The 21,447-nt window shown below is 64.3% G+C and carries 21 protein-coding genes and 1 tRNA gene; 12 read left to right on the forward strand and 10 right to left on the reverse strand.

Features of this window, described 5'->3' with window-relative positions; translation table 11 throughout:
• Positions 1–111 precede the first annotated feature (111 nt).
• From IVA93_RS36095 to IVA93_RS36130, 8 genes are all read left to right on the forward strand, one after another.
• Positions 112–1,296 carry a substrate-binding domain-containing protein gene (locus tag IVA93_RS36095; RefSeq protein WP_018455865.1) on the forward strand — a complete coding sequence of 395 codons (1,185 nt, stop codon included), beginning with the start codon at positions 112–114 and terminating at the stop codon, positions 1,294–1,296.
• Positions 1,297–1,463: 167 nt separating this feature from the next.
• Complete coding sequence (locus IVA93_RS36100) at positions 1,464–2,240, forward strand: ABC transporter ATP-binding protein (protein ID WP_018455864.1); 777 nt, start codon at positions 1,464–1,466, stop codon at positions 2,238–2,240.
• Entirely contained in the window at positions 2,237–2,959 is a 723-nt protein-coding gene (locus tag IVA93_RS36105; RefSeq protein WP_018455863.1) for an ABC transporter ATP-binding protein, read from the forward strand. Before IVA93_RS36100 ends, IVA93_RS36105 begins: the two co-directional genes overlap by 4 nt.
• A complete protein-coding gene (locus IVA93_RS36110; protein ID WP_247295907.1) occupies positions 2,956–3,966 on the forward strand; it encodes a branched-chain amino acid ABC transporter permease in 1,011 nt (336 codons plus the stop codon). Before IVA93_RS36105 ends, IVA93_RS36110 begins: the two co-directional genes overlap by 4 nt.
• The gene (locus IVA93_RS36115; RefSeq protein ID WP_026233042.1) at positions 3,963–5,048 is read left to right on the forward strand and encodes a branched-chain amino acid ABC transporter permease; all 1,086 of its coding nucleotides are present in this window, start codon (positions 3,963–3,965) and stop codon (positions 5,046–5,048) included. Before IVA93_RS36110 ends, IVA93_RS36115 begins: the two co-directional genes overlap by 4 nt.
• 136 nt (positions 5,049–5,184) lie before the next feature.
• Entirely contained in the window at positions 5,185–8,295 is a 3,111-nt protein-coding gene (locus tag IVA93_RS36120) for a bifunctional diguanylate cyclase/phosphodiesterase (protein WP_247295905.1), read from the forward strand.
• Position 8,296: 1 nt separating this feature from the next.
• Positions 8,297–9,352, forward strand: coding sequence for a sensor domain-containing diguanylate cyclase (locus IVA93_RS36125; protein ID WP_018455859.1), 1,056 nt, complete (start codon positions 8,297–8,299; stop codon positions 9,350–9,352).
• Between the two features lie 74 nt (positions 9,353–9,426).
• Positions 9,427–9,503, forward strand: a tRNA-Arg gene (locus IVA93_RS36130).
• Between the two features lie 91 nt (positions 9,504–9,594).
• Here IVA93_RS36130 and IVA93_RS36135 read toward each other — a convergent pair.
• Positions 9,595–9,804, reverse strand: coding sequence for a hypothetical protein (locus IVA93_RS36135; RefSeq protein ID WP_007598219.1), 210 nt, complete (start codon positions 9,802–9,804; stop codon positions 9,595–9,597).
• Positions 9,805–9,972: 168 nt separating this feature from the next.
• Here IVA93_RS36135 and dinB point away from each other — a divergent pair, with 168 nt between their 5' ends.
• A complete protein-coding gene (gene dinB, locus IVA93_RS36140; RefSeq protein WP_018455858.1) occupies positions 9,973–11,076 on the forward strand; it encodes a DNA polymerase IV in 1,104 nt (367 codons plus the stop codon).
• Between the two features lie 115 nt (positions 11,077–11,191).
• On the opposite strand, the gene IVA93_RS36145 is transcribed toward dinB, so the two are convergent.
• From IVA93_RS36145 to IVA93_RS36170, 6 genes are all read right to left on the reverse strand, one after another.
• Positions 11,192–11,485 carry a hypothetical protein gene (locus IVA93_RS36145; RefSeq protein ID WP_007598221.1) on the reverse strand — a complete coding sequence of 98 codons (294 nt, stop codon included), beginning with the start codon at positions 11,483–11,485 and terminating at the stop codon, positions 11,192–11,194.
• Positions 11,486–11,725: 240 nt separating this feature from the next.
• Positions 11,726–12,412, reverse strand: a complete 687-nt coding sequence (locus IVA93_RS36150) for a DNA-3-methyladenine glycosylase I (RefSeq protein ID WP_018455857.1) — start codon at positions 12,410–12,412, stop codon at positions 11,726–11,728.
• 111 nt (positions 12,413–12,523) lie between these two features.
• The gene (locus tag IVA93_RS36155; RefSeq protein WP_085385541.1) at positions 12,524–13,051 is read right to left on the reverse strand and encodes a GNAT family N-acetyltransferase; all 528 of its coding nucleotides are present in this window, start codon (positions 13,049–13,051) and stop codon (positions 12,524–12,526) included.
• 121 nt (positions 13,052–13,172) lie between these two features.
• Positions 13,173–13,913 (reverse strand): di-trans,poly-cis-decaprenylcistransferase, encoded by a 741-nt coding sequence (locus IVA93_RS36160; protein WP_018455855.1) that lies wholly within the window; start codon positions 13,911–13,913, stop codon positions 13,173–13,175.
• Between the two features lie 31 nt (positions 13,914–13,944).
• The gene (locus tag IVA93_RS36165) at positions 13,945–14,319 is read right to left on the reverse strand and encodes a winged helix-turn-helix domain-containing protein (protein WP_007616058.1); all 375 of its coding nucleotides are present in this window, start codon (positions 14,317–14,319) and stop codon (positions 13,945–13,947) included.
• Positions 14,306–14,923 (reverse strand): hypothetical protein, encoded by a 618-nt coding sequence (locus IVA93_RS36170; RefSeq protein WP_018455854.1) that lies wholly within the window; start codon positions 14,921–14,923, stop codon positions 14,306–14,308. Before IVA93_RS36170 ends, IVA93_RS36165 begins: the two co-directional genes overlap by 14 nt.
• 199 nt (positions 14,924–15,122) lie before the next feature.
• On the opposite strand from IVA93_RS36170, the gene IVA93_RS36175 reads away from it, so the two are divergent.
• On the forward strand, positions 15,123–16,370 hold the full coding sequence (locus IVA93_RS36175; RefSeq protein ID WP_026233040.1) for a S1C family serine protease: 1,248 nt from the start codon (positions 15,123–15,125) through the stop codon (positions 16,368–16,370).
• Positions 16,371–16,442: 72 nt separating this feature from the next.
• Here IVA93_RS36175 and IVA93_RS36180 read toward each other — a convergent pair whose 3' ends face one another.
• On the reverse strand, positions 16,443–16,721 hold the full coding sequence (locus tag IVA93_RS36180) for a DUF3551 domain-containing protein (protein WP_083926408.1): 279 nt from the start codon (positions 16,719–16,721) through the stop codon (positions 16,443–16,445).
• Positions 16,722–16,867: 146 nt separating this feature from the next.
• Positions 16,868–17,842, reverse strand: a complete 975-nt coding sequence (locus IVA93_RS36185; RefSeq protein WP_018455852.1) for a Bug family tripartite tricarboxylate transporter substrate binding protein — start codon at positions 17,840–17,842, stop codon at positions 16,868–16,870.
• Positions 17,843–17,967: 125 nt separating this feature from the next.
• Between IVA93_RS36185 and IVA93_RS36190 the strand changes: the two genes are divergently transcribed.
• Complete coding sequence (locus IVA93_RS36190; protein WP_018455851.1) at positions 17,968–18,387, forward strand: VOC family protein; 420 nt, start codon at positions 17,968–17,970, stop codon at positions 18,385–18,387.
• Positions 18,388–18,494: 107 nt separating this feature from the next.
• Positions 18,495–20,075, forward strand: a complete 1,581-nt coding sequence (locus IVA93_RS36195; RefSeq protein WP_018455850.1) for an AMP-binding protein — start codon at positions 18,495–18,497, stop codon at positions 20,073–20,075.
• A gap of 53 nt (positions 20,076–20,128) precedes the next feature.
• Here IVA93_RS36195 and IVA93_RS36200 read toward each other — a convergent pair whose 3' ends face one another.
• Positions 20,129–21,223: an HD-GYP domain-containing protein gene (locus IVA93_RS36200; RefSeq protein ID WP_085349734.1), complete on the reverse strand. Its 1,095-nt coding sequence runs from the start codon at positions 21,221–21,223 to the stop codon at positions 20,129–20,131.
• Positions 21,224–21,447 lie beyond the last annotated feature (224 nt).

The raw sequence follows: 21,447 nt of genomic DNA on the forward strand, positions 1-21,447 counted from the left end.
GCCGGACAATATCACACATGCCCGTCGCGTGGTCCGCAGGAAGGTGGAATTGCAATGTCCGCACGGTTGTGCAAATCGCTATGGCCAAAGAACTCATCAGGAGGGACCATCGTGCGCCGATCGCTCATCTTAACAACAACCATCCTCGCCCTCGCCGCGGGCACCTCCGCACAGGCCGACGATCTCAAGATCGCGCTGATCTATGGCAAGACCGGCCCGCTCGAGGCCTATGCCAAGCAGACCGAGACCGGCCTGCAGATGGGGTTCGAATACGCCACCAAGGGCACCATGACGCTCGACGGGCGCAAGATCGTCGTCATCACCAAGGACGACCAGGGCAAGCCGGATCTCTCCAAGGCCGCGCTCGCGGAAGCCTATCAGGACGACAAGGTTGACATCGCGATCGGCACGACCTCGTCGGCCGCGGCACTCGCGATCCTGCCTGTCGCCGAGGAAAACAAGAAGATCCTGATCGTCGAGCCCGCGGTCGCGGATCAGATTACCGGCGAGAAGTGGAATCGCTACATCTTCCGCACCGCGCGCAACTCGTCGCAGGACGCGATCTCGAACGCGGTCGCGATCGGCAAGCAGGGCGTCACCGTCGCGACGCTGGCGCAGGACTACGCCTTCGGCCGCGACGGCGTCGCCGCCTTCAAGGAGGCGCTCGGCAAGACCGGGGCGACGCTCGCCGCCGAAGAATATGCCCCGACCTCGACCACCGACTTCACCGCGGTCGGCCAGCGCCTGTTCGACGCGCTGAAGGACAAGCCGGGCCGCAAGGTGATCTGGGTGATCTGGGCCGGCGCCGGCAATCCGCTGGCGAAACTCCAGGACATGGATCCGAAGCGCTACGGCATCGAACTGTCCACCGGCGGCAACATCCTGCCGGCGCTCGCCGCCTACAAGGGCCTGCCCGGCATGGAAGGCGCGACCTATTATTTCTACGCGATCCCGAAGAACCCGGTAAATGACTGGCTTGTCGCCGAGCACCAGAAGCGCTTCAACGCGCCGCCGGACTTCTTCACCGCGGGCGGATTCGCCGCGGCGATGTCCGTCGTCGCCGCCGTCACCAAGGCGAAGTCGACCGACACCGAGAAGCTGATCACGGTCATGGAAGGCCTGGAGTTCGATACGCCCAAGGGCAAGATGATGTTCCGCAAGGAAGACCATCAGGCGCTGCAGAGCATGTATCACTTCAAGGTCAAGGTCGATCCGAATGTCGCCTGGGCCGTGCTCGAGCCGGTGCGCGAGCTGAAGATCGAGGACATGGACGTTCCGGTCAAGAACAAGCGCTGATCTTTCTTCCTTCACCTCTCCCGCTTGCGGGAGAGGCCGGGAGAAGGCTCTGTCCTCTTGGGGTTCTCGCCTGAGGAGACACCCTCTCCCACCCTCTCCCGCAAGCGGGAGAGGGAGCGCAGCCTGATCGCGGACAAATTCTCCTCTCATCATTTGCCAGATCCGCCATGACGCTGACCCTCGAAACCCGCGACCTCACCATCCGCTTCGGCGGCCATGTCGCGGTCAACAGCGTCACTTGCAGCTTCCGCCCGGGCGAACTCACCGCGATCGTCGGCCCGAACGGCGCCGGCAAGACCACTTATTTCAACCTGATCTCCGGCCAGCTCCGCGCATCGAGCGGCAGCATTCTGTTCGACGGCACCGACATCACCCAGCATTCCGCGCCGATGCGGACGCGCGCAGGCCTGGGGCGCGCCTTCCAGCTCACCAACCTCTTTCCGAATCTGTCGGTGGAGGAAAACGTCCGCCTCGCGGTGCAGGCCGCCAACGGCACTCACTACGACATGTTGCGGCCCTGGATGGTCCGCCGCGATCTGATCGCCCGCGCCGATGCTATCCTGGATCAGGTCGCGCTCGGCGGCCGCCGTGGCGTCGCCGCGACCGCACTGTCGCATGGCGATCAGCGCAAGCTCGAGGTCGCGCTGATGATGGCGCTCGAGCCAAAGGTGTTCATGTTCGACGAGCCGACCGCGGGCATGAGCATCGACGAGGTGCCGGTCGTGCTGAACCTGATCGCGCAGCTCAAGCAGGACAAAAGCAGGATCATTCTCCTGGTCGAGCACAAGATGGACGTGGTGCGATCGCTCGCCGACCGCATCATCGTGTTGCATAACGGGCAGCTTGTTGCGGACGGCAGGCCTGCCGAGGTGATTGCGTCACCGATCGTGCAGGAAGCCTATCTCGGCGTCGCGCCCAATAAAGTTGCAGGGAGCGCAGCATGACCGATCTGTTGAGGCTCTCCGGTGTTCACACTCATATCGGCCGCTATCACATCCTCCAGGGCATCGATCTCGCTGTCGCGCAGGGGCAGACCACGATGCTGCTCGGCCGCAACGGCGCCGGCAAGACCACGACGTTGCGCACCATCATGGGCCTCTGGCAGGCCTCCTCCGGCGAGATCAGCCTCGCCGGCGAGCGCATCGAGAGCCGTGCGACGCCCGACATCGCGCGGCTCGGCGTCGGCTACGTGCCGGAGAGCATGGCGGTGTTCTCCGACCTCACGGTGAAGGAAAATCTGGTGCTGGCGGCGCGCGACGGACCACTCGACGACGCCCAGCTGGACTGGATTTTTGGCTTCTTCCCCGCGCTGCGCCGGTTCTGGCTGTCGCGCGCGGGAAGTCTCTCGGGCGGACAGAAGCAGATGCTGTCGATTGCCCGCGCCATCATCGAACCCCGCAAGCTCCTGCTGATCGACGAGCCGACCAAGGGGTTGGCGCCGGCGATCGTGATGGCGCTGATCGAGTGCCTGAAGGAGATCAAGCGCAAGGGCGCCACGATCCTGATGGTCGAGCAGAATTTCTTTGCCGCCCGCGAGCTCGGCGACAACGTGCTGGTGATGGACAACGGCACCATCGTTCATCGCGGCGAGATGGCGGCCTTGGCCTCAGACGTGCCGCTGCAGGAGCGGCTGCTCGGCCTGAGCCTGGAGACGCATCAATGACCGAGCTCGCCGCAACCGATCCGCTGCCGAAGCCGAAGCGCGACATCGCGCCGATCCTGCTGCCGATCGCGGTCGCCCTGGTGATGATCCCGCTGATCGGCTCGCCCAGCACCTGGCTGACGCTGACGGCCGCGAGCCTCGCGATGGGCATGATGATCTTCATCATGGCCTCCGGCCTGACGCTCGTGTTCGGCCTGATGGACGTGCTCAATTTCGGCCATGGCGCCTTCATCGCGGTCGGGGCCTATGTCGCGACCCTGGTGCTGGCGCCGTTCGCCGCTTCCCTCCAGGCGGATTCGCTGTGGACTAACCTCGCGGTGCTGGCGCCGGCGGCACTGCTGTCGATGGCGGTATCCGGCGCGCTCGGGCTGGTTGTCGAGCGGGTGCTGATCCTGCCCGTCTACGGTCAGCATCTGAAGCAGATCCTGATGACGACGGGCGGCCTGATCGTCGCCGAGCAGACGCTCTATGCGGTGTGGGGGCCGCAGATCATCCCGACGCCGCTGCCGACGTCGCTGCGCGGCTCCTTCATCCTCGGCGACGTCGCGATCGCGAAATACCGCGTGCTGGCGACGCTGATCGGCCTCGCCGTCTTCATCGCGATCCAGCTCGTGCTCAACCGAACCAAGCTTGGCCTTCTGATCCGCGCCGGCGTCGAGAACCGCGAGATGGTCGAGGCGCTCGGCTATCGCATTCGCCGTCTGTTCCTCGGCGTGTTCATGACGGGATCGGCGCTCGCCGGCCTCGGCGGCGTGATGTGGGCGCTGTATCGCGAGCAAGTCCACGCCTCCATGAGCGACGACCTCACCGTCCTGATCTTCATCGTCGTCATCATCGGCGGCCTCGGCTCGATCGGCGGCTGCTTCATCGGCGCGATCCTGGTGGCGATGATTGCCAATTACGGCGGCTTCCTGGTGCCTAAGCTCGCCCTCGTCTCCAATATCCTGCTGATGGTCGCCATTCTGATGTGGCGGCCGCGCGGCCTCTATGCGGTGACCAGCCGATGATGATCCTGTCAGGCGATCCGCCGCGCAGCCGCGTGCTCACGCTCGTTCTCGTCCTCATCATCCTGGCGCTGGTGGCGACGCCGTTCCTGTCTCCCGGGGCGAAGGCGCTGAACGTCGCGGCCAAGATCTGCGTCTTCGCCGCGCTGGTCGCCTCCTACGACCTCCTGCTCGGCTATACCGGCTCGGTGTCATTCGCACACACCATGTTCTACGGGATCGGCAGCTACGCGATCGCGATCGCGCTGTACGGGATGGGCCCGAATTGGGGCGCGGTCGCAACCGGCATCGTGGTCGGCCTGCCGCTTGCCGCGCTGCTTGCGCTTGCGATCGGACTGTTCTCGCTGCGGGTTGCCGCGATCTTCTTTGCCATGATCACGCTCGCGGTCGCATCCGCCTTCCAGGTGCTGGCCTCGCAGCTGTCCTGGCTGACCGGCGGCGAAGACGGGCGCAGCTTTCAGCTGCCCGAGCTGCTCAGGCCCGGCACGGTGCTGATCTCGAAGAACGTGCTGGGATTCGAGGTCAACGGCCGCCTCCTGACCTACTATCTGGTGTTCGCCGTCTCGGCCCTGATGATCCTCGCTTTGCTGCGGGTGGTGAACTCGCCGTTCGGGCGCGTGCTGCAGGCGATCCGCGAAAACCGCTTCCGCGCCGAGGCGCTCGGCTTCCGCACCGTTTTCCACCTGAGCTACGCCAACTGCATCGCCGCACTGGTCGCCGCCGGCGCCGGCATTCTCAATGCACTGTGGCTGCGCTATGCCGGTCCCGATACCTCGCTCAGCTTCTCGATCATGCTGGACATCCTGCTGATGGTCGTGATCGGCGGCATGGGCACGATCTACGGCGCGATCATCGGCGCCACCATCTTCATCCTCGCCCAGAACTATCTGCAGGCGCTGATGGGCGTCGCCTCCAAGGCGGCCTCGGAAGCCGGCCTGCCACTGCTGCCGGGGCTGTTGCATCCAGACCGCTGGCTGCTGTGGCTCGGGCTGCTTTTCATCGCCAGCGTCTACTTCTTTCCGACCGGCGTGGTCGGACGGCTGCGCAATCTCGGCGGCGACAAGAGCGCGAGCGGATCGCATTAACGCGTGATTCATGATGCAGCGCGGCGGCTCGCTCGGCGCAACCGTATTCGTGCAACGAGATTAACGCCCAGGTAACTGGCTTTCCTAAGCTTTACGCCATTTGTGCGGTGTATTCCTGTCCTTCCAGGGGGAGGGAATGCGCCAGGTCTTTGCAGAGATTGCGTCACGAATGTTCCTAGCCGCGAAGCACGGCTGGGAGGCAGCCATCCGGCGCGGACCGGTGCTGTGGCTTACTTTGTGCGGCGTGTTGCTGGTCGCCGGGATCTTCGCGGTGACCGCCATGGCCGTCGGCGAATTTCGCGAACGTACCCTGACCAACCGCGAGCGCGAGCTGGAAAACACGGTGCAGCTGATCGCGCGGCACTTCGATCAACAATTCGAAGATGCGGACGTCGTCGCCGCCGATGTGATCGGGCAGATGAATCTGCCGGAGATCAGTTCCGCCACGGCTTTCCGCGAGCGCATGTCCGGACCCGCGACGAACCAGATGCTGCGGAGCAAGATCAGCTCGGTGTCTTATCTCGGCGACATCGCGATCTACGATGCCGACGGCGAGCTGATCAACTGGTCGCGAGCCCAGCCGCTGCCCAAGATCAACATCTCCTCGCGCGCCTACTTCCAGACCTTCAAATCCGATCCGATGGCCGAACCGGTGATTCTGGAGTCGGTCCGCAGTTTCATCATCGGCAAATGGACCACGATTGTCGCACGTCGGCTGAGCGGCGTGGACGGCAGCTTCCTCGGCACGATGGTCCGCCGGATCGATCCGGACAGCTACCAGAACTATTTCGCATCCGTTGCGCTTGCGGAGGGCACGGCGATCTCGCTGTTCGACCGCAATGGCAAGATGCTGTCGCGCTACCCGCATGTCGAAGAGCTGATCGGCAGGGACTTCAAGGACGCGCCGCTGATGCGCAAGATGCTGGCCGAAGGTGGCCGGCACACCCTGCGCGTCAGGGGCCCGATCGACGGCGACGAGCGCCTCGGCTCCGGCGCCTCGCTTTCGCATTTCCCGCTGGTCATCGTCGCGACCAACACCACGAGCGCGGCGCTGGCCGACTGGCGGCAGCAGACCGGTTTCATGGTCACCACCGCCGCGCTTTCGGCGACCGTGATTGCGCTGATCCTGTTCCTGATCGTTCGCCAGATCAGCCGTCAGAATCGGGAGGCGCAGCAGCGGCTGGAAGCGGAGCGAGGGCGGCTCGACACCGCCTTGAACAACATGTCGCAAGGGTTGATCCTGTACGATGCAGCCGGATACATCGTCACCTGCAACCGCCGCTACGCCGACATGTTCGGCCTCTCCCACGACGTCATCAAGCCCGGCTGTCACATCCGCGAGGCGATGTATCATCGCAAGGAGCGCGGCGCGTTCGAAGGCGATGTCGAGGCATTTTGCGCCGACGTCATGAGGATCGTCGCGGAGGGCACGGTCTCCACCAGAAGCCATCACTTGCCGAGCGGCCGCGCTTTCCAGGTCATCAACACCCCACTCGCGCAGGGCGGATGGGTGGCCACGATCGAAGACATCACCGAACGCCGCAATCTGGAGCAGGAACGCGACCGCAACTACATGTTCCTGCGCGAGATCATCGACCACATCCCATCGCAGATCACGGTGAAGGATGCTCAAACGCGGCAATATCTGCTGGTCAACCGGACCGCGGAAGAGCAATTCGGCCAATCGAGTGAAAACATCGTTGGCAAGACTCCCTTCGACATTTACCCGGATGCCTCCGCCAGAGTCGTCACCGACGACGACAGCAAGGCGCTGCAGATGACCGAGGGATTGTTCAAAGACGAACATGCCTGGCAGAGCCAGGCCAAGGGAATGCGCTACATCACCTCGACCCGGATCGGGATCCGCGACAATTCCGGCGAGCCGCGTTACCTCATCAACGTGGTCGAGGACGTCACCGAACGACGGCGCGCCGACGAGAAGATCGCGCATATGGCGCATTACGATGCGCTCACCGACCTGCCCAACCGGACGCTATTCCGCGAGCAGATCGAGCGCGAACTTGAGAAGGTCGGCGGCGGCAGTCAGTTCGCGCTGCTCTATATCGACGTCGACGAGTTCAAGGGCATCAACGATTCGCTCGGCCATCACGTCGGCGACGAGCTGTTGAAGGGAATCGCCGCCCGCATCCGCGGCTGCCTCGGACAGGACGACCTGATCGCGCGGCTCGGCGGCGACGAATTCGCGGTGATCCAGACCGGCATCAAGTCGTCCGCCGACGTGGTGTCATTCGTGACGCGGATCTTCGAGGCGATCCGCCGGCCCTATCACTGCTTCGGCCATCAGCTCTCCACCGACGCCAGCATCGGCATCGCGATGGCGCCGCAGGACGGCACCGATCTCGACCAGCTCATCAAGAATGCCGATCTCGCGATGTACGGCGCCAAGGCCGGAGGACGCCGCGCTCACCGCTTCTTCGAGCCGGAGATGGATGCGAGCGCCAAGGCGCGCCTGAGCCTGGAGCAGGATCTGCGGCAGGCCCTGGTGAACGGCGGTTTCGAGATCCACTATCAGCCGCTGGTCGACTTGCGCACCAATGAGGTCACAGGCTGCGAGGCGCTGCTGCGCTGGCGGCATCCCGAGCGCGGCATGGTGTCGCCGGCGGAGTTCATTCCGATTGCCGAGGACACCGGCCTGATCAACGAGCTCGGCGACTGGGTGCTGCGCATGGCCTGCAACGAGGCCGCGACCTGGCCGGCGCATGTGCGTGTCGCGGTCAACGTCTCGCCGGTGCAGCTCAAATGCGACACGCTGGCACTGCGGATCGCCGGCGCGCTCGTCGCTTCCGGACTTGCCCCCTCCCGGCTCGAGCTCGAGATCACCGAGGCCGTGCTGATCCGCGACGACGAGGCGGCGCTCTCGATCCTGCACCAGCTCCGCGCCATCGGCGTGCGCATCGCGCTCGACGATTTCGGCACCGGCTACTCCTCGCTCAGCTATCTGAAGCGCTTTCCGTTCGACAAGATCAAGATCGACCGCTGTTTCGTCGCTGATATCGCCGAGACGAGCGGCGCGCCCGTGATCGTGCAGGCGGTGGTGAACATCGCCGCCGCCAGCGACATGACCACGGTCGCGGAGGGCGTCGAGACCGAGGCGCAGCGCGAGATGCTGCGTGCGCTCGGCTGCACGGAGATGCAGGGTTATCTCTTCAGCAGACCGAAGCCGGCCAGCGAAGTGCGAAAGCTGTTCGGTTCGAGCCATGCCTTGCCGGTGGCGGCGGTGGCCTGAGATGGCGAAGCCGGGGAAAACGCCAGCCAAGACGGTCGACGTTGCGGATTCCTATGCCGTGCGGCTGATGCAGCATCTGGTGGTGCCGACCTTCGTGATCGACCCCAAGCGCCGCGTCGTGATCTGGAACAGGGCCTGCGAGCGGCTGACCGGTGTCGCCGCCTCCGAGGTGATCGGCACCAATAAGCACTGGCAGGCCTTCTACGAGACCAGGCGCCCTTGCCTCGCTGACCTCGTCGCGCTCGACCGCCCGGAACAGCTGCCGGCGTTCTATTCGGAATATGCCGCGCGCGGTCATAACGGGCTCGGCTTCAGCGCCGAAAACTGGTGCGTGATGCCGAAGCTCGGCAGCCAGCTCTATCTCGCCATCGACGCCGGCCCCATTCACGACGAGGCCGGCCATCTGATCGCGGTGGTGGAGACTTTGCGCGACCTTGCCGACCAGAAGCGCGCCGAGATGGCCCTGAAGGAGCTTGCCACCAAGGACGGGCTGACCGGCCTGTCGAACCGCCGCGCGTTCGACCAGATGCTGATGAGTGAATGGGCCCGCGCCCAGCGGACGCAGAAGCCCATGGCGCTGCTGTTCGTCGATGTCGATCATTTCAAGCTGTTCAACGACCGCCACGGCCACCAGAGCGGCGACGAATGCCTGCGCGCGGTCGCGTCCGTCGTCAGCCGGTATGCCGTGCGCCCGCTCGATCTCGCCAGCCGTTATGGCGGCGAGGAATTCGCGCTGATCCTGCCGGACATGGGTTGCGATGCCGCCTGCGCCATCGCCGACGAAATCCGCTGCGCGGTGATGGCCTTGCGGGTCACCCACGGCGCCATCGGTGCCGGCGAGCACGTCACCCTGAGTGTCGGCGTCGCCAGCCACATTCCGGACGAAACCGACGACAGCCCCCAACGGCTGCTGGGCGCGGCCGACCAGGCGCTCTATGCGGCCAAACGGCTCGGCCGCAACCGCGTCATGTGCTCCGAACGGCTGCTCGCCGAGTTCGCCAAGCTCGGGCGGGACGGCGTGCCGGTTCCTGACCGCGCGACTCGTAAATCAGCCTAGCCCAAATCAGCCTGGACGAAGCCTGCGGAAGCGGTTGCCCACCCTCCGCCAATCGGCTAAATGAACCTCGACTAGCACCCGTAGCTCAGCTGGATAGAGCGTTGCCCTCCGAAGGCAAAGGTCACACGTTCGAATCGTGTCGGGTGCGCCAGTCTCCTCCAGTGCGCGCTGGAGGCACCCTCACCCGATTTGCGTTGTTACCCCGCCCGCTCAGGTCATCGCCTGCTCGGCGCAAGCCCACCTCAATTCAGCATCGAGATGATCGCCTGAACCTGGTCGGAAGCCGACGTGACCAGTCCGTCGTAGGACGTCTGACCGTGTGCGGCCGCCTTCAGGATGCATTCGGCGACCGCCGCCTTCAGGCCGAACACCGACTGATCGGGCGGCACGCTGGCCATCACGGCCTCCAGCGCCTGACGCATCGTTCGAATGAGTTCGGAGCTGTATTGCATGGGCTGTCCTCCGCAGCCTCATATTAGAGCGCGTGGCCATGCTGGCCACTCACAAGCCTGAGATTGTTTTTTGATGAAGTGGGACATCCCGGAGCGGCGGCCAGCCTGTCTCGAGCGCTGAACCACACCCACCTCGCGCTTCTCATCGCTCGATTGTATCATCTTGCCATGAGCGAATCCGACACGGCGACCGGCGAAGCTTCGCCCGTCCGCAAGATCATCCATATCGACATGGATGCCTTCTACGCGTCCGTGGAACAACGCGATCATCCGGAGCTGCGCGGAAAGCCGGTCGCCGTCGGAGGCTCCGCGGAACGTGGCGTCGTCGCGGCCGCCAGTTATGAGGCCCGCGAGTTCGGCGTTCGCTCTGCCATGCCATCCGTGACGGCGAAGCGACAATGTCCCGATCTGATCTTCGTCAAGCCGCGCTTCGAGGTCTACAAGGCGATCTCTAGGCAGATCCGCGACATCTTCGCGGAGCATACCCCCATCATCGAGCCGTTGTCGCTCGACGAGGCCTATCTCGACGTGACGGAAAACCTGCAGGGCATCCCGCTGGCGCGTGATGTTGCGCTCAGGATCCGCGAGAGGATCAAGGCCGAGACGGGCCTCAACGCTTCGGCCGGCATCTCCTACAACAAGTTCCTGGCCAAGCTCGCCTCCGATCATCGCAAGCCCAACGGTCAGTTCGTGATTTCACCGGAGATGGGACCCGCCTTCGTCGAGACCCTGCCGGTCGGAAAGTTCCATGGGATAGGCCCGGCCACGGGTGCGAAGATGAACGCGCTCGGCATGTTCACCGGTCTCGATATTCGTCGTCAGACGCTGGAGTTCATGAATGCGAATTTCGGCAAGTCGGGCGCCTATTACTACTGGATTTCGCGCGGTGTCGACGAACGGCCGGTCCGGGCCAACCGGGTCCGCAAGTCCATCGGCGCGGAGACCACGTTCTCAAGCGATCTCACCGAATTCGACGCGCTGGTCGCCGAGCTCAAGCCGCTCGTCGACAAGGTGTGGCGCCATTGCGAGGCGACGGGCAGCCGTGGCCGCACCGTCACCTTGAAGATCAAGTTTGCCGACTTCGAGATCATCACGCGCAGCAGGTCCGCTCTTTCGCCGGTTGCAGGCCGGGACGATCTTGAGCGGCTGGCTTGCGGCCTGCTCGAAGTCGAGATTCCGCTGCCCAAGAGCGTCAGGCTGCTGGGGGTCTCGCTGTCTTCCCTCCAGGCCGGGGACGATGCGGAGCCGCCGCAGCTGACTCTCGGCATCTGAACCAAACCGACGGGCTTTCGGCGGACGCAGAGAGCCACGTCGAGCGCGCTCGCAACGCGAATCTACGGTGGCGGGTTTTCAGACTCGCCGCCGAAGGACGATCCGCTGGGCCCGATCAATGCCTCACGTGCTCGAACACGACGATCACGCCCGTCGGTTCGGGCTCGTGTGCCATCAGGCGGGTCAGCTCGGAATCGCCCCAATCGGCGAGGCTGACGACTTCGCCGCTCTGACGCTCGGTGCCGGGCGGCGCCGTGGGCTCGACGACCTTCAGCCCCGTCTCATCGACGAAGAAAGTGTGCTCGCCGAACATGCTGTTGAGCTGCGGCATCGCGGGATGCTCGTCGGGCAGCACTTGAGCGCCGAGCTGGTTGACGGTCTGCTTCACCTGTTCGGATGTGAGCTTCATGAGCTGCTCCGTTTCTGTCACGTCGGTTTCACTGAGCTGAGCCAGAGCGGGCGTTCCCTGCGCTGATGTTCGCCTGGCCCAATCTTCCGAACAGGTGCTACGCACAAATGTTCCGGAGAAATGCATTTCGTGATCGCGCGTCGCGTCTGCCGCGCTTGCGGCACCAGATCGCCACAGGATGCACATGATTCAACATCCCAAGAGCCAAATTCCAAGAGCTGATTTCAAGAGCCGAATTCGTTACTCGCTTCTGTTCTCGCCAACAGAGAGCGCGCAGATGCGTGACAGATATGTGTAGGACAACCCGGTCTCCTCGGCCCAGGCGTTGAACTGCGCCTGCACCTTGGCGAGATCGCCCTTCGACTTGACCTCTTCGGCAATGTCGAGACCGGCATCGCGCAGGCAGGCCACGACGTCCCTGGACGTCACAAAGCCGTCCCAGCCGACGAACCGCAGCAGCATCTGGCCGGTATTGCCACCCAAACGGCTGCCGCGCTTGCTTAGAAGCTCGAGCAGGCCGATCTGGTCGGACGGCGGCCACTTCGTCAGAAACCTGCCGAAGCTGCCGTGCTCTCTTGCGATCTCCTGGACGAAGGCCGCGTTGTCGCGCACCGACATGATCTTGGCACCGTTGCGCACGATGCGCGCGTCGCGCAGCAGGTCCTCCCAATAATCCTCCGGCTGGAAGGTGAGCTTGGCCGGTTGGAAACGCAGGAAGGCGTCTTCAAACCCGTCCCATTTCGTCTCGATCACGCTCCAGGCAAAGCCCGCGCAAAACACACGCTTCGTCATCTCTGCGAGGATGCGGTCGTCGCCGCGTTTGGCGAGGCCCTTCAGGTCGGGCTTTTCCGGCATCAGCTTTTCGAGCGCCTTGGGCCCGCCCTTGCGTTTTTCGGCGCGCGCACGAATGGTCTTGAAGGAGGTCATTGGGAGACACGCGATTGAGGGTGTGCCACGACACCAGAATTCGACGCTCGGGTCCAGCTCCGCCACGTCCGCCGACTTCGGTCGCGCTTGCTCGGTTCGCGGCAAGCCCGGCTATCGCGACAGACGCTTCGCGAGATGGACCGACTGCCAGTCTCCGAGACCGGTGTCCTCGAACCCCGCTTTCTTCGCAAGACCGCGCATCTCGGCGTTCACGCGCGCGGTCTCGGCTGCAATCATCTCGTGACCGAGATCGCTCGCGTGCCTCTCCATCGCCGTCATCATCTGGAGGCCGACGCCCTGGCGCTGAAAGCCATCGGCAACAGAGATGGCGAAATCACCATGCCGTGCAGCCGCATCGTAGGCGTATCTGGTTTCGCCGATGATCGTGCCCTGCCCTTCGTGCCTGATCTCGGCGAGCAGGGTGAAATGACCGGGATTGCTGGTCTTGGCGACGCATTCGGCCGCGATCATTGCAAAGTCCGCCCGCGCGCCCATGAAGCGCTTGTTGCGCGATGTCGTGGAGAGGCTCGTGAAATAGATCGAGAGGATCTCGACATCGGACGCGCTGGCCGGCCTGATACGAAGCGTGGCGTTGCCTTCGGCTGACTCGACAATGGCATCCAGCAACGGCTGTGACATGCGCGCGGCTCTCGGCAGGTTGCATCGAATGCACACCTAGCCGAGACCGCGCGCTTACCGCTTGGACGGTGCTGCCAATCTTGCGGCCGAAAACGAACAGTTCGTTGCTCGGTGCCGGGCGTCACACGCGAGAGAGTGAAGGCACCTCCTCCGGCACGATCGCCTGGAGGCCGCCGAAGCGACGCTCGCGGCCGTGGAAGGAGGCCAGGGCCGCAGCGAGATCGCCTGCGTCGAATTCGGGCCACATCCGCTCGGTGAAGTGCAGCTCGGCATAGGCACCTTCCCAGAGCAGGAAGTCCGACAGCCGTTTCTCACCCGAGGTGCGGATGATGAGGTCGACGTCGCGCAAACCGGCCTCGCCGGTGACGAGCTGCGAGAACGCCTCGCGGGTGAGACTCGTCAGCGCCGCCGCCTTCGCCGCCGCGTTGAGGATGGCGTCGCGGGCGGAATAGTCGACGGCGATGCGCAGATGAAGCGTGCCACCGTGCGCGGTGGCGTCTTCCGCGCGCGCGATCGCATTGGCGATACCGTCGGGCAGGCGGTCTCGCCGGCCGATCACGGTGAGGCGCACGCCGTTCTTGACCAGGCTCTGCACCTCGTTGCCGAGGTAGAATCTCAGAAGCGTCATCAGCGCGGCGACCTCGGCCTTCGGCCTTCGCCAATTGTCGGTCGAGAAGGCGTAGAGCGTCAGCGTGCCGATGCCCTGCTTGGGCGCGGCCTCGACGATGCGGCGGATCGCCTCGACGCCGGCCTCATGGCCGCGCACGCGCGACAGGCCGCGCCGCGTCGCCCATCTGCCGTTGCCATCCATGATGATGCCGACGTGAAGCTTGTCGTTGCGGGACACAAGGTCACTTTGCATTGCAAAGTCTCCGGTCAAAAAAGGGGGAGGATCAGGTCGAGACGATACCGAGACGGCCGAGCGGCGCCGCCTCGCGGCCGGCAGCCTTGGCTGCGTCGCGCACCAGGCGTTCGAGCACGGCGAGATAGTCGAGGAAGCGGCGGCGGCCGGCCTTGGTCAGGCGGCAGGTCGTGTGCGGGCGATTGCCCTCATAGCCCTTGGTCACCTCGACGAGGCCGGCTTCCTGGAGCACGGCGAGATGCCGGCTGAGATTGCCGTCGGTGAGGCCGCAGAGCTGCTTGAGATCGGCGAACGCCAGACCTTTCGGATGCGCCATCAGCGAGGTCAGAAGTCCGAGCCTCGCCTTCTCGTGGATCACGCGGTCCAGTCCTTCATAAGAGAAGGGTGCGCTGTCAATCTTCGACATCATGGTCTCCCGATGCGAAATACAGAATGCCCGCCATCACCGATTGCCCGATCACGAAGGGCAGGCCCATGGTCCATGGCGACAGCGTATGGGTCTGGCTCGCGAGCACCACCACCGCAAAGCCGGATATGAAATACCAGGCGCCGGCGAGCGCCACGGTGCGCGGCAGCGAACGGACGGAGGCAAAAATGCCGAGCGACACCAGGATCTGCCACAGGCCCGGCAGCAGCCACAGCGTTTCGCCCGCGAACTTCCACATCACCACCGCAAGCAGCACACCGGCAACGCCAGCGGGCAGGAATTGCTCGACGGCCTGGTGGATCATGGCATCAGCGAGGCCCGAATGATGGCGGCGCGAACGCGCGCGCATCTCGATGCCGATGATCAGGCCGGAGAGCGCGGCGGCAATGAACCAGCCGAAGAAGAAGCCGAGCGGTTCGCTGGTGGCATCACCAAGCAGCCAGAATTCCAGGATCGCGGTGAGAAGCGCGACCGCGCCGGTCGCGGCCATCGTCGCCGGGCCGTAACCGCGAAATGCCGTGCCTGCCGCAATCTGGCTGCGGATCGCCACGATGTCGGCCAGTGCCTTGTCGAGATCGCGCATTGGCAACGCCAAAACCTCGCTCCGCCTATCCCTGCCGGGTCTATCCGTCTGTTACTTTGTACCGCAAAGCATATCGGATTGCAAAGTAAAGGCAAGTCCCGAAGGTCGCCCGAGAGGATCCGTCCTCAACAGACAACTGCCGGTTGCGCGAGACGTCCTCCCGCGGATAAGATGCGCGCGAACGCGCTGGGGGGAGAGTATGTGGCTTAAGCCATTCATCGTTGCGTCATTATTGCAGGTGAGCGTCGTCACCGCAGCACAGGCAGCCGGCCCATTCGGCAGCGTCAAAATCGGCAACTGGGTCGGCGGCGCGTTCAGCAATGACGAAACGGGAGCCTTCTCGCATTGTGCCGCGACGGCGCCTTATGCCAACGGCGTCATTCTCGTCGTCGGCCAGAATGCTGGGGGCTCGTGGATCTTGAGCTTTGCCAGTCCCAGCTACCGCTTCAAGCAGGGCGAGAATGCCGCGATCGACGTCATCTTTGACGGACAGGAGCAAGCCAGATTGTTCGCCACGGCCAACCAGACGAACATGCTCAGCTCCGTCATGCCTGCCAACGTGGTACGAACGTTTCAGAAGGCAAGCCTGATGGTCGCGACGAGCGGCCGCACCGTGCTGAATTTCGACCTGACCTCGGCCGGGCCCGTGATTGCGGCACTGGCCAATTGCGTCACCAAGGTGAAAGCCGACGGGCTCGACAAGGCCGGCGACTTCACCAAGATCGCCGCCAAGCCGCAGCCAGCGCCGGACAAGCAGGGACCGCCAGCCAACGGCAGCAAACCTGCCAGAGCCAAGAGCGGCACCGGGTTCGTCGTGAGTGCCAGCGGACACGTCGTCACCAATAACCATGTGATCAATGGCTGCGTCGGCGACATCAAGGGCAATCTCACGGGCGAAGCCGGAATGGTTTTGCGCGTGGTGTCGAGCGACGCCAACAACGACCTCGCCTTGCTGCAGGCGCCGTCGACGACCATGTTCAAGGAGTTCGCCCGGATCCGCGACCGCTCGATCCGCTCCGGCGATTCCGTCGTCGCGATCGGCTTTCCCTTCCATGGGCTGCTGACTTCGGACTTCACCGTCACGACCGGCATCGTCAGCTCGCTCAGCGGCATGCGCAACGATTCGCGTTTCCTGCAAATCAGTGCGCCGGTGCAGCCCGGCAATAGCGGCGGCCCGCTGTTCGACACCACCGGGCAGATCGTTGGCGTCGTTACGGGAAAGCTGGACGGATTACGGATGGCCGCTGCGACCGGCAACATCCCCGAAAACATCAACTTCGCGATCAAGACCGGCGCGTTGCGCGACTTCCTCGACAACTCCGTGGTGCCTTACCAGACTGCCGAACCGAAAGGCGAGATCAAGACCACAGACATCGCGGGCAATGCGCGGCCCTACACGATGCTGATCTCGTGCAACGGAATCGAGCAGGCCGACGCGAAGCGGTAGCGGCAACGCGGGCCGGCTGGAGGCGTCGAGCCTATACGAGGCGCTCCAACCGGGCTGAAGTCAGCCAGCTCGCTAGTACGGCGCGACGGGGCGCGGCCGCCGGTGCGATCGCGGTTGCGCCGGAGAAACCTGGCTGTAGGCAAAGCGGGGATTGCGATCGCAGTACAGCAGCCGGCCGGACACGCTGGCTTGGCATTGTTCATAGCTGCTGTAGGAGCATTCCCCCGGATAATCATACTCACCGCCCTGGGCACACCAAGGATAGTCGCGCGCCGCTGCCGGCGTAACCGTCGCGAAGCCGGCAAGGGCTGTCACGCCGAGTGCCACCAGCACCAATTGCGTCTTACGCATGATCTACTCCTCTCCTCACAGCGCATCATACGCGCCATATACCCATCAGGTTTCACGAAGCCGCTTTATTCCAGCTCAATGGCACGGCATCCAAGAAAAAAGCCCTGCCGAACGGCAGGGCTCCATTCCCGGACATCACAAGATCGCTACTCGACCTTCAGGCCGGCGAACTCGACCACCTTCTTCCATTTCTCGGTCTCGGCCTTGATCTCGTCGCCGAACGCCTCGGGCGTCTGCGCCCGCGGCTCGCCGCCGAGTTCGACCAGGCGCTTGGCCATGTCCGGCTCCTTTATCAGCGTGTTGATCTCGCTGTTGAGCTTGGCGATGATCTCCTTGGGCGTGTTCTTCGGCGCCCCCATGCCGAACAGCGCGCTCGCCTCGTAGCCCTTCACGGTCTCGCCGATCGCCGGCACGTCGGGCAGCTGCGGCGAGCGCTCCGCCGTGGTGACGCCGATGGCGCGGAGCGAGCCGGAGCGGATGTGCTGGATGATCGAGGGCATGTTGTCGAAGATCACCTGCACCTGGCCGCCGAGCATGTCGGTGATCGCGGGTGCGGCGCCGCGATAGGGCACGTGCTGCATCTTGCAGCCCGTCAGCGCCATGAACATCTCCCCGGACAGATGCACCGAGGTGCCGTTGCCCGAGGAGGCCATGTTGACCTTGCCGGGGTTGGCCTTCACGTATTCGATGAACTCGGCGACGGTCTTGGCCGGCACGTCCTTGTTGACGGTCATCACGTTCGGCACGCGCTGGAACGAGGCGACCGGCGCGATATCGCGCACGAAGTTGAATTTCAGGTTGGTGTAGAGCGAGGCGTTGATGAAGTTGGCCGGATTGACCAGTTGCAGCGTGTAGCCGTCGGGTTCGGCGTTGACGACCGATTCGGTGGCGATATTGTTGCCGGCACCCGGCTTGTTTTCGATCACGAATTGCTGGCCGAACTTCTCCGACAACCGCTGGCCGATCAGGCGCGCCAGGATGTCGGTGGCTCCGCCCGGCGGATAGCCGACCACCCATTTCACCGGATGGGTCGGGTAATCGGCGGCAAGGGCCTTCGACAGCGGGCTGGCTGCAAGCGGACTGGCGGCGAGCAGGCTCAGCGCGGTACGGCGTGTGATCATCTCAAGGGTTCTCCCAACGTGTTGTTCTTGAAGCCAGATAGCTTGAAAATGGCGTCGGCGCGGTTGTAACAAAGCTTGCCGCAGGCGCAAAGTACACGGGGTGCATCACGACGAAAGGATAAGGCATGGCGGTCAAGGTCGAAGCCCTCGATCATCTCGTGATCAACGTCGCGAACGTCGCAGTGACCGCCGAGTGGTACGGCAAGATTCTCGGCATGGAAGTCAAGGTATTCGACCCCGGCGGCGGCAAAGCGCCGCGGACGTCGCTACAATTCGGTAACCAGAAGATCAACGTCCGGCCGCGCGATGCCGACAAGGTGGAGTGGTTCACCGCGGACCACCAGACCGCCGGCAGCGAGGATCTGTGCTTCCTCACCTCCGCCAGCCCCGACGAGGTGGTGGCGCATTTGAAGGCACATGGCGTTGCGATCGAAGAGGGCCCGGTTCCCAAGCAGGGCGCCCGCGGCACGCTGCGCTCGGTCTATTGCAGGGATCCGGATGGCAGCCTGATCGAGATTTCGTCATACGAGGACGGCGGCCGGTAAGGCCAAGCCGCCTGCCCCACGCACCGTCGCATGAGGGCTGAGAGAGCAGGAAGACGCAATCATCAAAACGCGGCCGCCGGCAAGATGCAGGCTGCACGGGAGGACATATGCCGACTTCGCAAGCCGCCGCCGGAATCGTCGGCCCATTCGACGGGCTCGATGTGCCTTGGCTGCTGAAGATGCGGGCTGACGTGCGCAGCTCACATCCGTTCCTGATCTGGGCGCCGTTCGACGCGCCTGCGCGGCGCTGGAGCTATGGCGAGTTTCACGAGCGGGTCGGCGCGCTCGCGGCGGGACTGACGAAGCGCGGCGTGAAGCCGGGCGAATATGTGCTCATTCACCTCGACAATTGCATCGAGGCGCTGCTGGCCTGGTTCGCCTGTGTCGAACTCGGCGCCATCGCGGTGACCACCAACACGCGCTCGGCGCCGGCCGAACTCGACTATTTTGCCGATCATTGCGGCGCGGTCGCCGCGATCACACAGCCGGCCTATGCCGAGATCGTCGCGCAGAATTGCCGCAACATCCGCTGGATGGCGGTGACTTCGCACGATGCGGGCGCGCCGCCCGGGAACCCGGTCTCACGCGGCGACAGCTTTGAGGAGCTGTTCGCCGATAGCGCCGACCGTCCCAGGCGCGCGATCGATCCGCTCGCGCCGTGCAGCGTGCAATACACCTCGGGCACGACATCGCGCCCCAAGGCGGTGCTGTGGACCCACGCCAACGCGCTGTGGGGCGCCAAGATCAACGCCGCGCACGAAGACCTGCACGCAAGCGACGTGCATCAGGCCTATCTGCCGCTGTTCCACACCAACGCGCTGGCCTATTCGATGCTGGCGACGCTATGGGTCGGCGCCACCTGCGTGATCCAGCCGCGCTTTTCCGCCAGCCGGTTCTGGGGCGCTGCGCGCGAGCACGGCTCGACCTGGACCTCGACGATCCCGTTCTGCATGAAGGCGCTGCTCGAGCAGGAGATCCCGAGCGATCACAAATTCCGTCTGTGGGGCACCGCGATCAACGAGCCGCCGGCCTTCGCCGCCTTCGGCGTCAAGATCATCGGCTGGTGGGGCATGACCGAGACCATCACCCACGGCATCGTCGGCGAGATCGACCAGCCCAACATCCCGATGTCGATCGGCCGCGCCGCGCCGGAATATGAAATCCGCATCACCGACGACGACGGGCGGCCGACCGAAATCGACGGCACCGGAAATCTCTCGATCAAGGGCATTGTCGGCCTGTCGCTGTTCGCCGCATATCTGCACAACGAAAAGGCGACGCGCGAGAGCTTCGACGAGCACGGCTTCTTTCTCACCGGTGACCGCGTGGGGCGGCTGGAGAACGGCTACATTCGCTTCGCAGACCGCAGCAAGGACATGCTGAAGGTCGGCGGCGAGAACGTCGCCGCGTCGGAGATCGAGCAGGTGGTCGCACTGGTCCCCGGCGTGCGCGAGGCCGCCGTGGTGGCGAAGACGCATCCAATGCTGGACGAGGTGCCGGTCGTCTTCATCATCCCGCAGGGTGGCGTCGCCGGTGCCCGGCCTGATCTGCACGACGCCGTGATGGCCGCCTGCCGCGCCGGCCTCGCCGACTTCAAGATGCCGCGCGAGATCCGCTTCGTCGACGACATGCCGCGCTCGACGCTGGAGAAGGTGGCGAAGGCGGAGCTGAGGAAGATGGTGGGGTAGCACGAGCGATTACCACAACGTCGTCCTGGCTTTCGCCAGGACGACACCGGAGTTCAGAACGACCCCAGCGCCACCGGGCGGAACGCTTGCAACAGCTGCTGGTCCAGCTTGCCGCCCATGCCTTCCATCATCGCAAACGCGCGCGAGTGGGTGAAAGGCATGCGATAGGCGCGCTTCTCCACGAGTGCCGCGTAGATGTCGACGATGGTCGTGACCCGCACGATATCGCTGATCTGGTTCGACGAGAGATTGTTGGGATAGCCGGAGCCGTCGAGGAATTCGTGGTGATGCAGCACGACGTCCAGCATCTCCGGCGGGAAGCCGCCTTGAGCCGCGAGCGCGTCATAGCCGCGGCGCGGATGCTGGCGGACTTCAGCCATCTCCTCGTCGGTGAGCTTGCCGGGCTTGTCGAGCAGCGCGGAGGGAACGAAGGCCTTGCCGACATCGTGCAGCAGCGCGGCACGGGTCAGCCGGCGCTGGTCGTCCTCGCGCATGCCGAGGTGCTGGGCGAAGGAGACCGCAAATCCGGTCACGAACAGGCAATGCCGGTAGCTGCCGACATGGTGGCAGCCCACCGTGGTGAGCCACTCGCGCAGCGAGGAGTGCTTGATCGCCTTCAGGATCTTGCTCTCGGCGGCGATGACGTCGTCGAAGGTCAGGGGCACGCCGAGCGGCAGCTTCTCGAACATCTTCTTCAGCACCGCGTGCGCGGCCTCGACGCCGCGATTGAGCGTCTTGCCACGATCGGTCGCGTCATAGACGGCGGTGTCGGGGAAGGCGGCACGGATGCGCTGCAGGATGTCCTCAGGCTGAAGCGGCCGCGAGATGGTGTCGGTGGCGCCCAGCGCCCAAGCCTGCATGGTGCCGTGATGCAGGGCGTCCGCAAGCACGAACAGACGAGGCATGGCGCGATAGGCGTCGCCGCGCAGCTTGTTGCGCACCCGCTGCACGCTGTCGGGCGAGCGCAGATTGATGTCGACCACGAGGCCGGAGAGATCGCGCGAGGGCTGCTCGGGGAGCTCCTGCGTCGTTACCGTGGCAACGTCGCCGACCGCCTTGAGAATGCTGGCGAGCTCGGTGCTCTCGTCGCTCCGGTCGGAGGCGAGCAGAAGCCGGCGTTTGGCGGCGGGTTTGGCTGAGGCGTTCATGGCTTCCCCAAGAGCACGGGCGTGTTTCGGGCAAAAGCCTAAGCCGGATCAGGTTCTCCGGCCCTTAAGAGGCGTGCTCAATGGAACCCTGCGGAATCTGGGACAATTTTACGGAATTCGCGTCCCCGGCGGTTCCAATCAAAAACCTCGAAAACAACCCCATGCACAGTAGAGATGTGGTTGCAAACACAGGGCTTTTTTAACGACGAATCCGCCGGGGGCTG

Source organism: Bradyrhizobium sp. 155 (genome assembly GCF_023101105.1).
Taxonomy (GTDB): Bacteria; Pseudomonadota; Alphaproteobacteria; order Rhizobiales; family Xanthobacteraceae; genus Bradyrhizobium; species Bradyrhizobium canariense_D.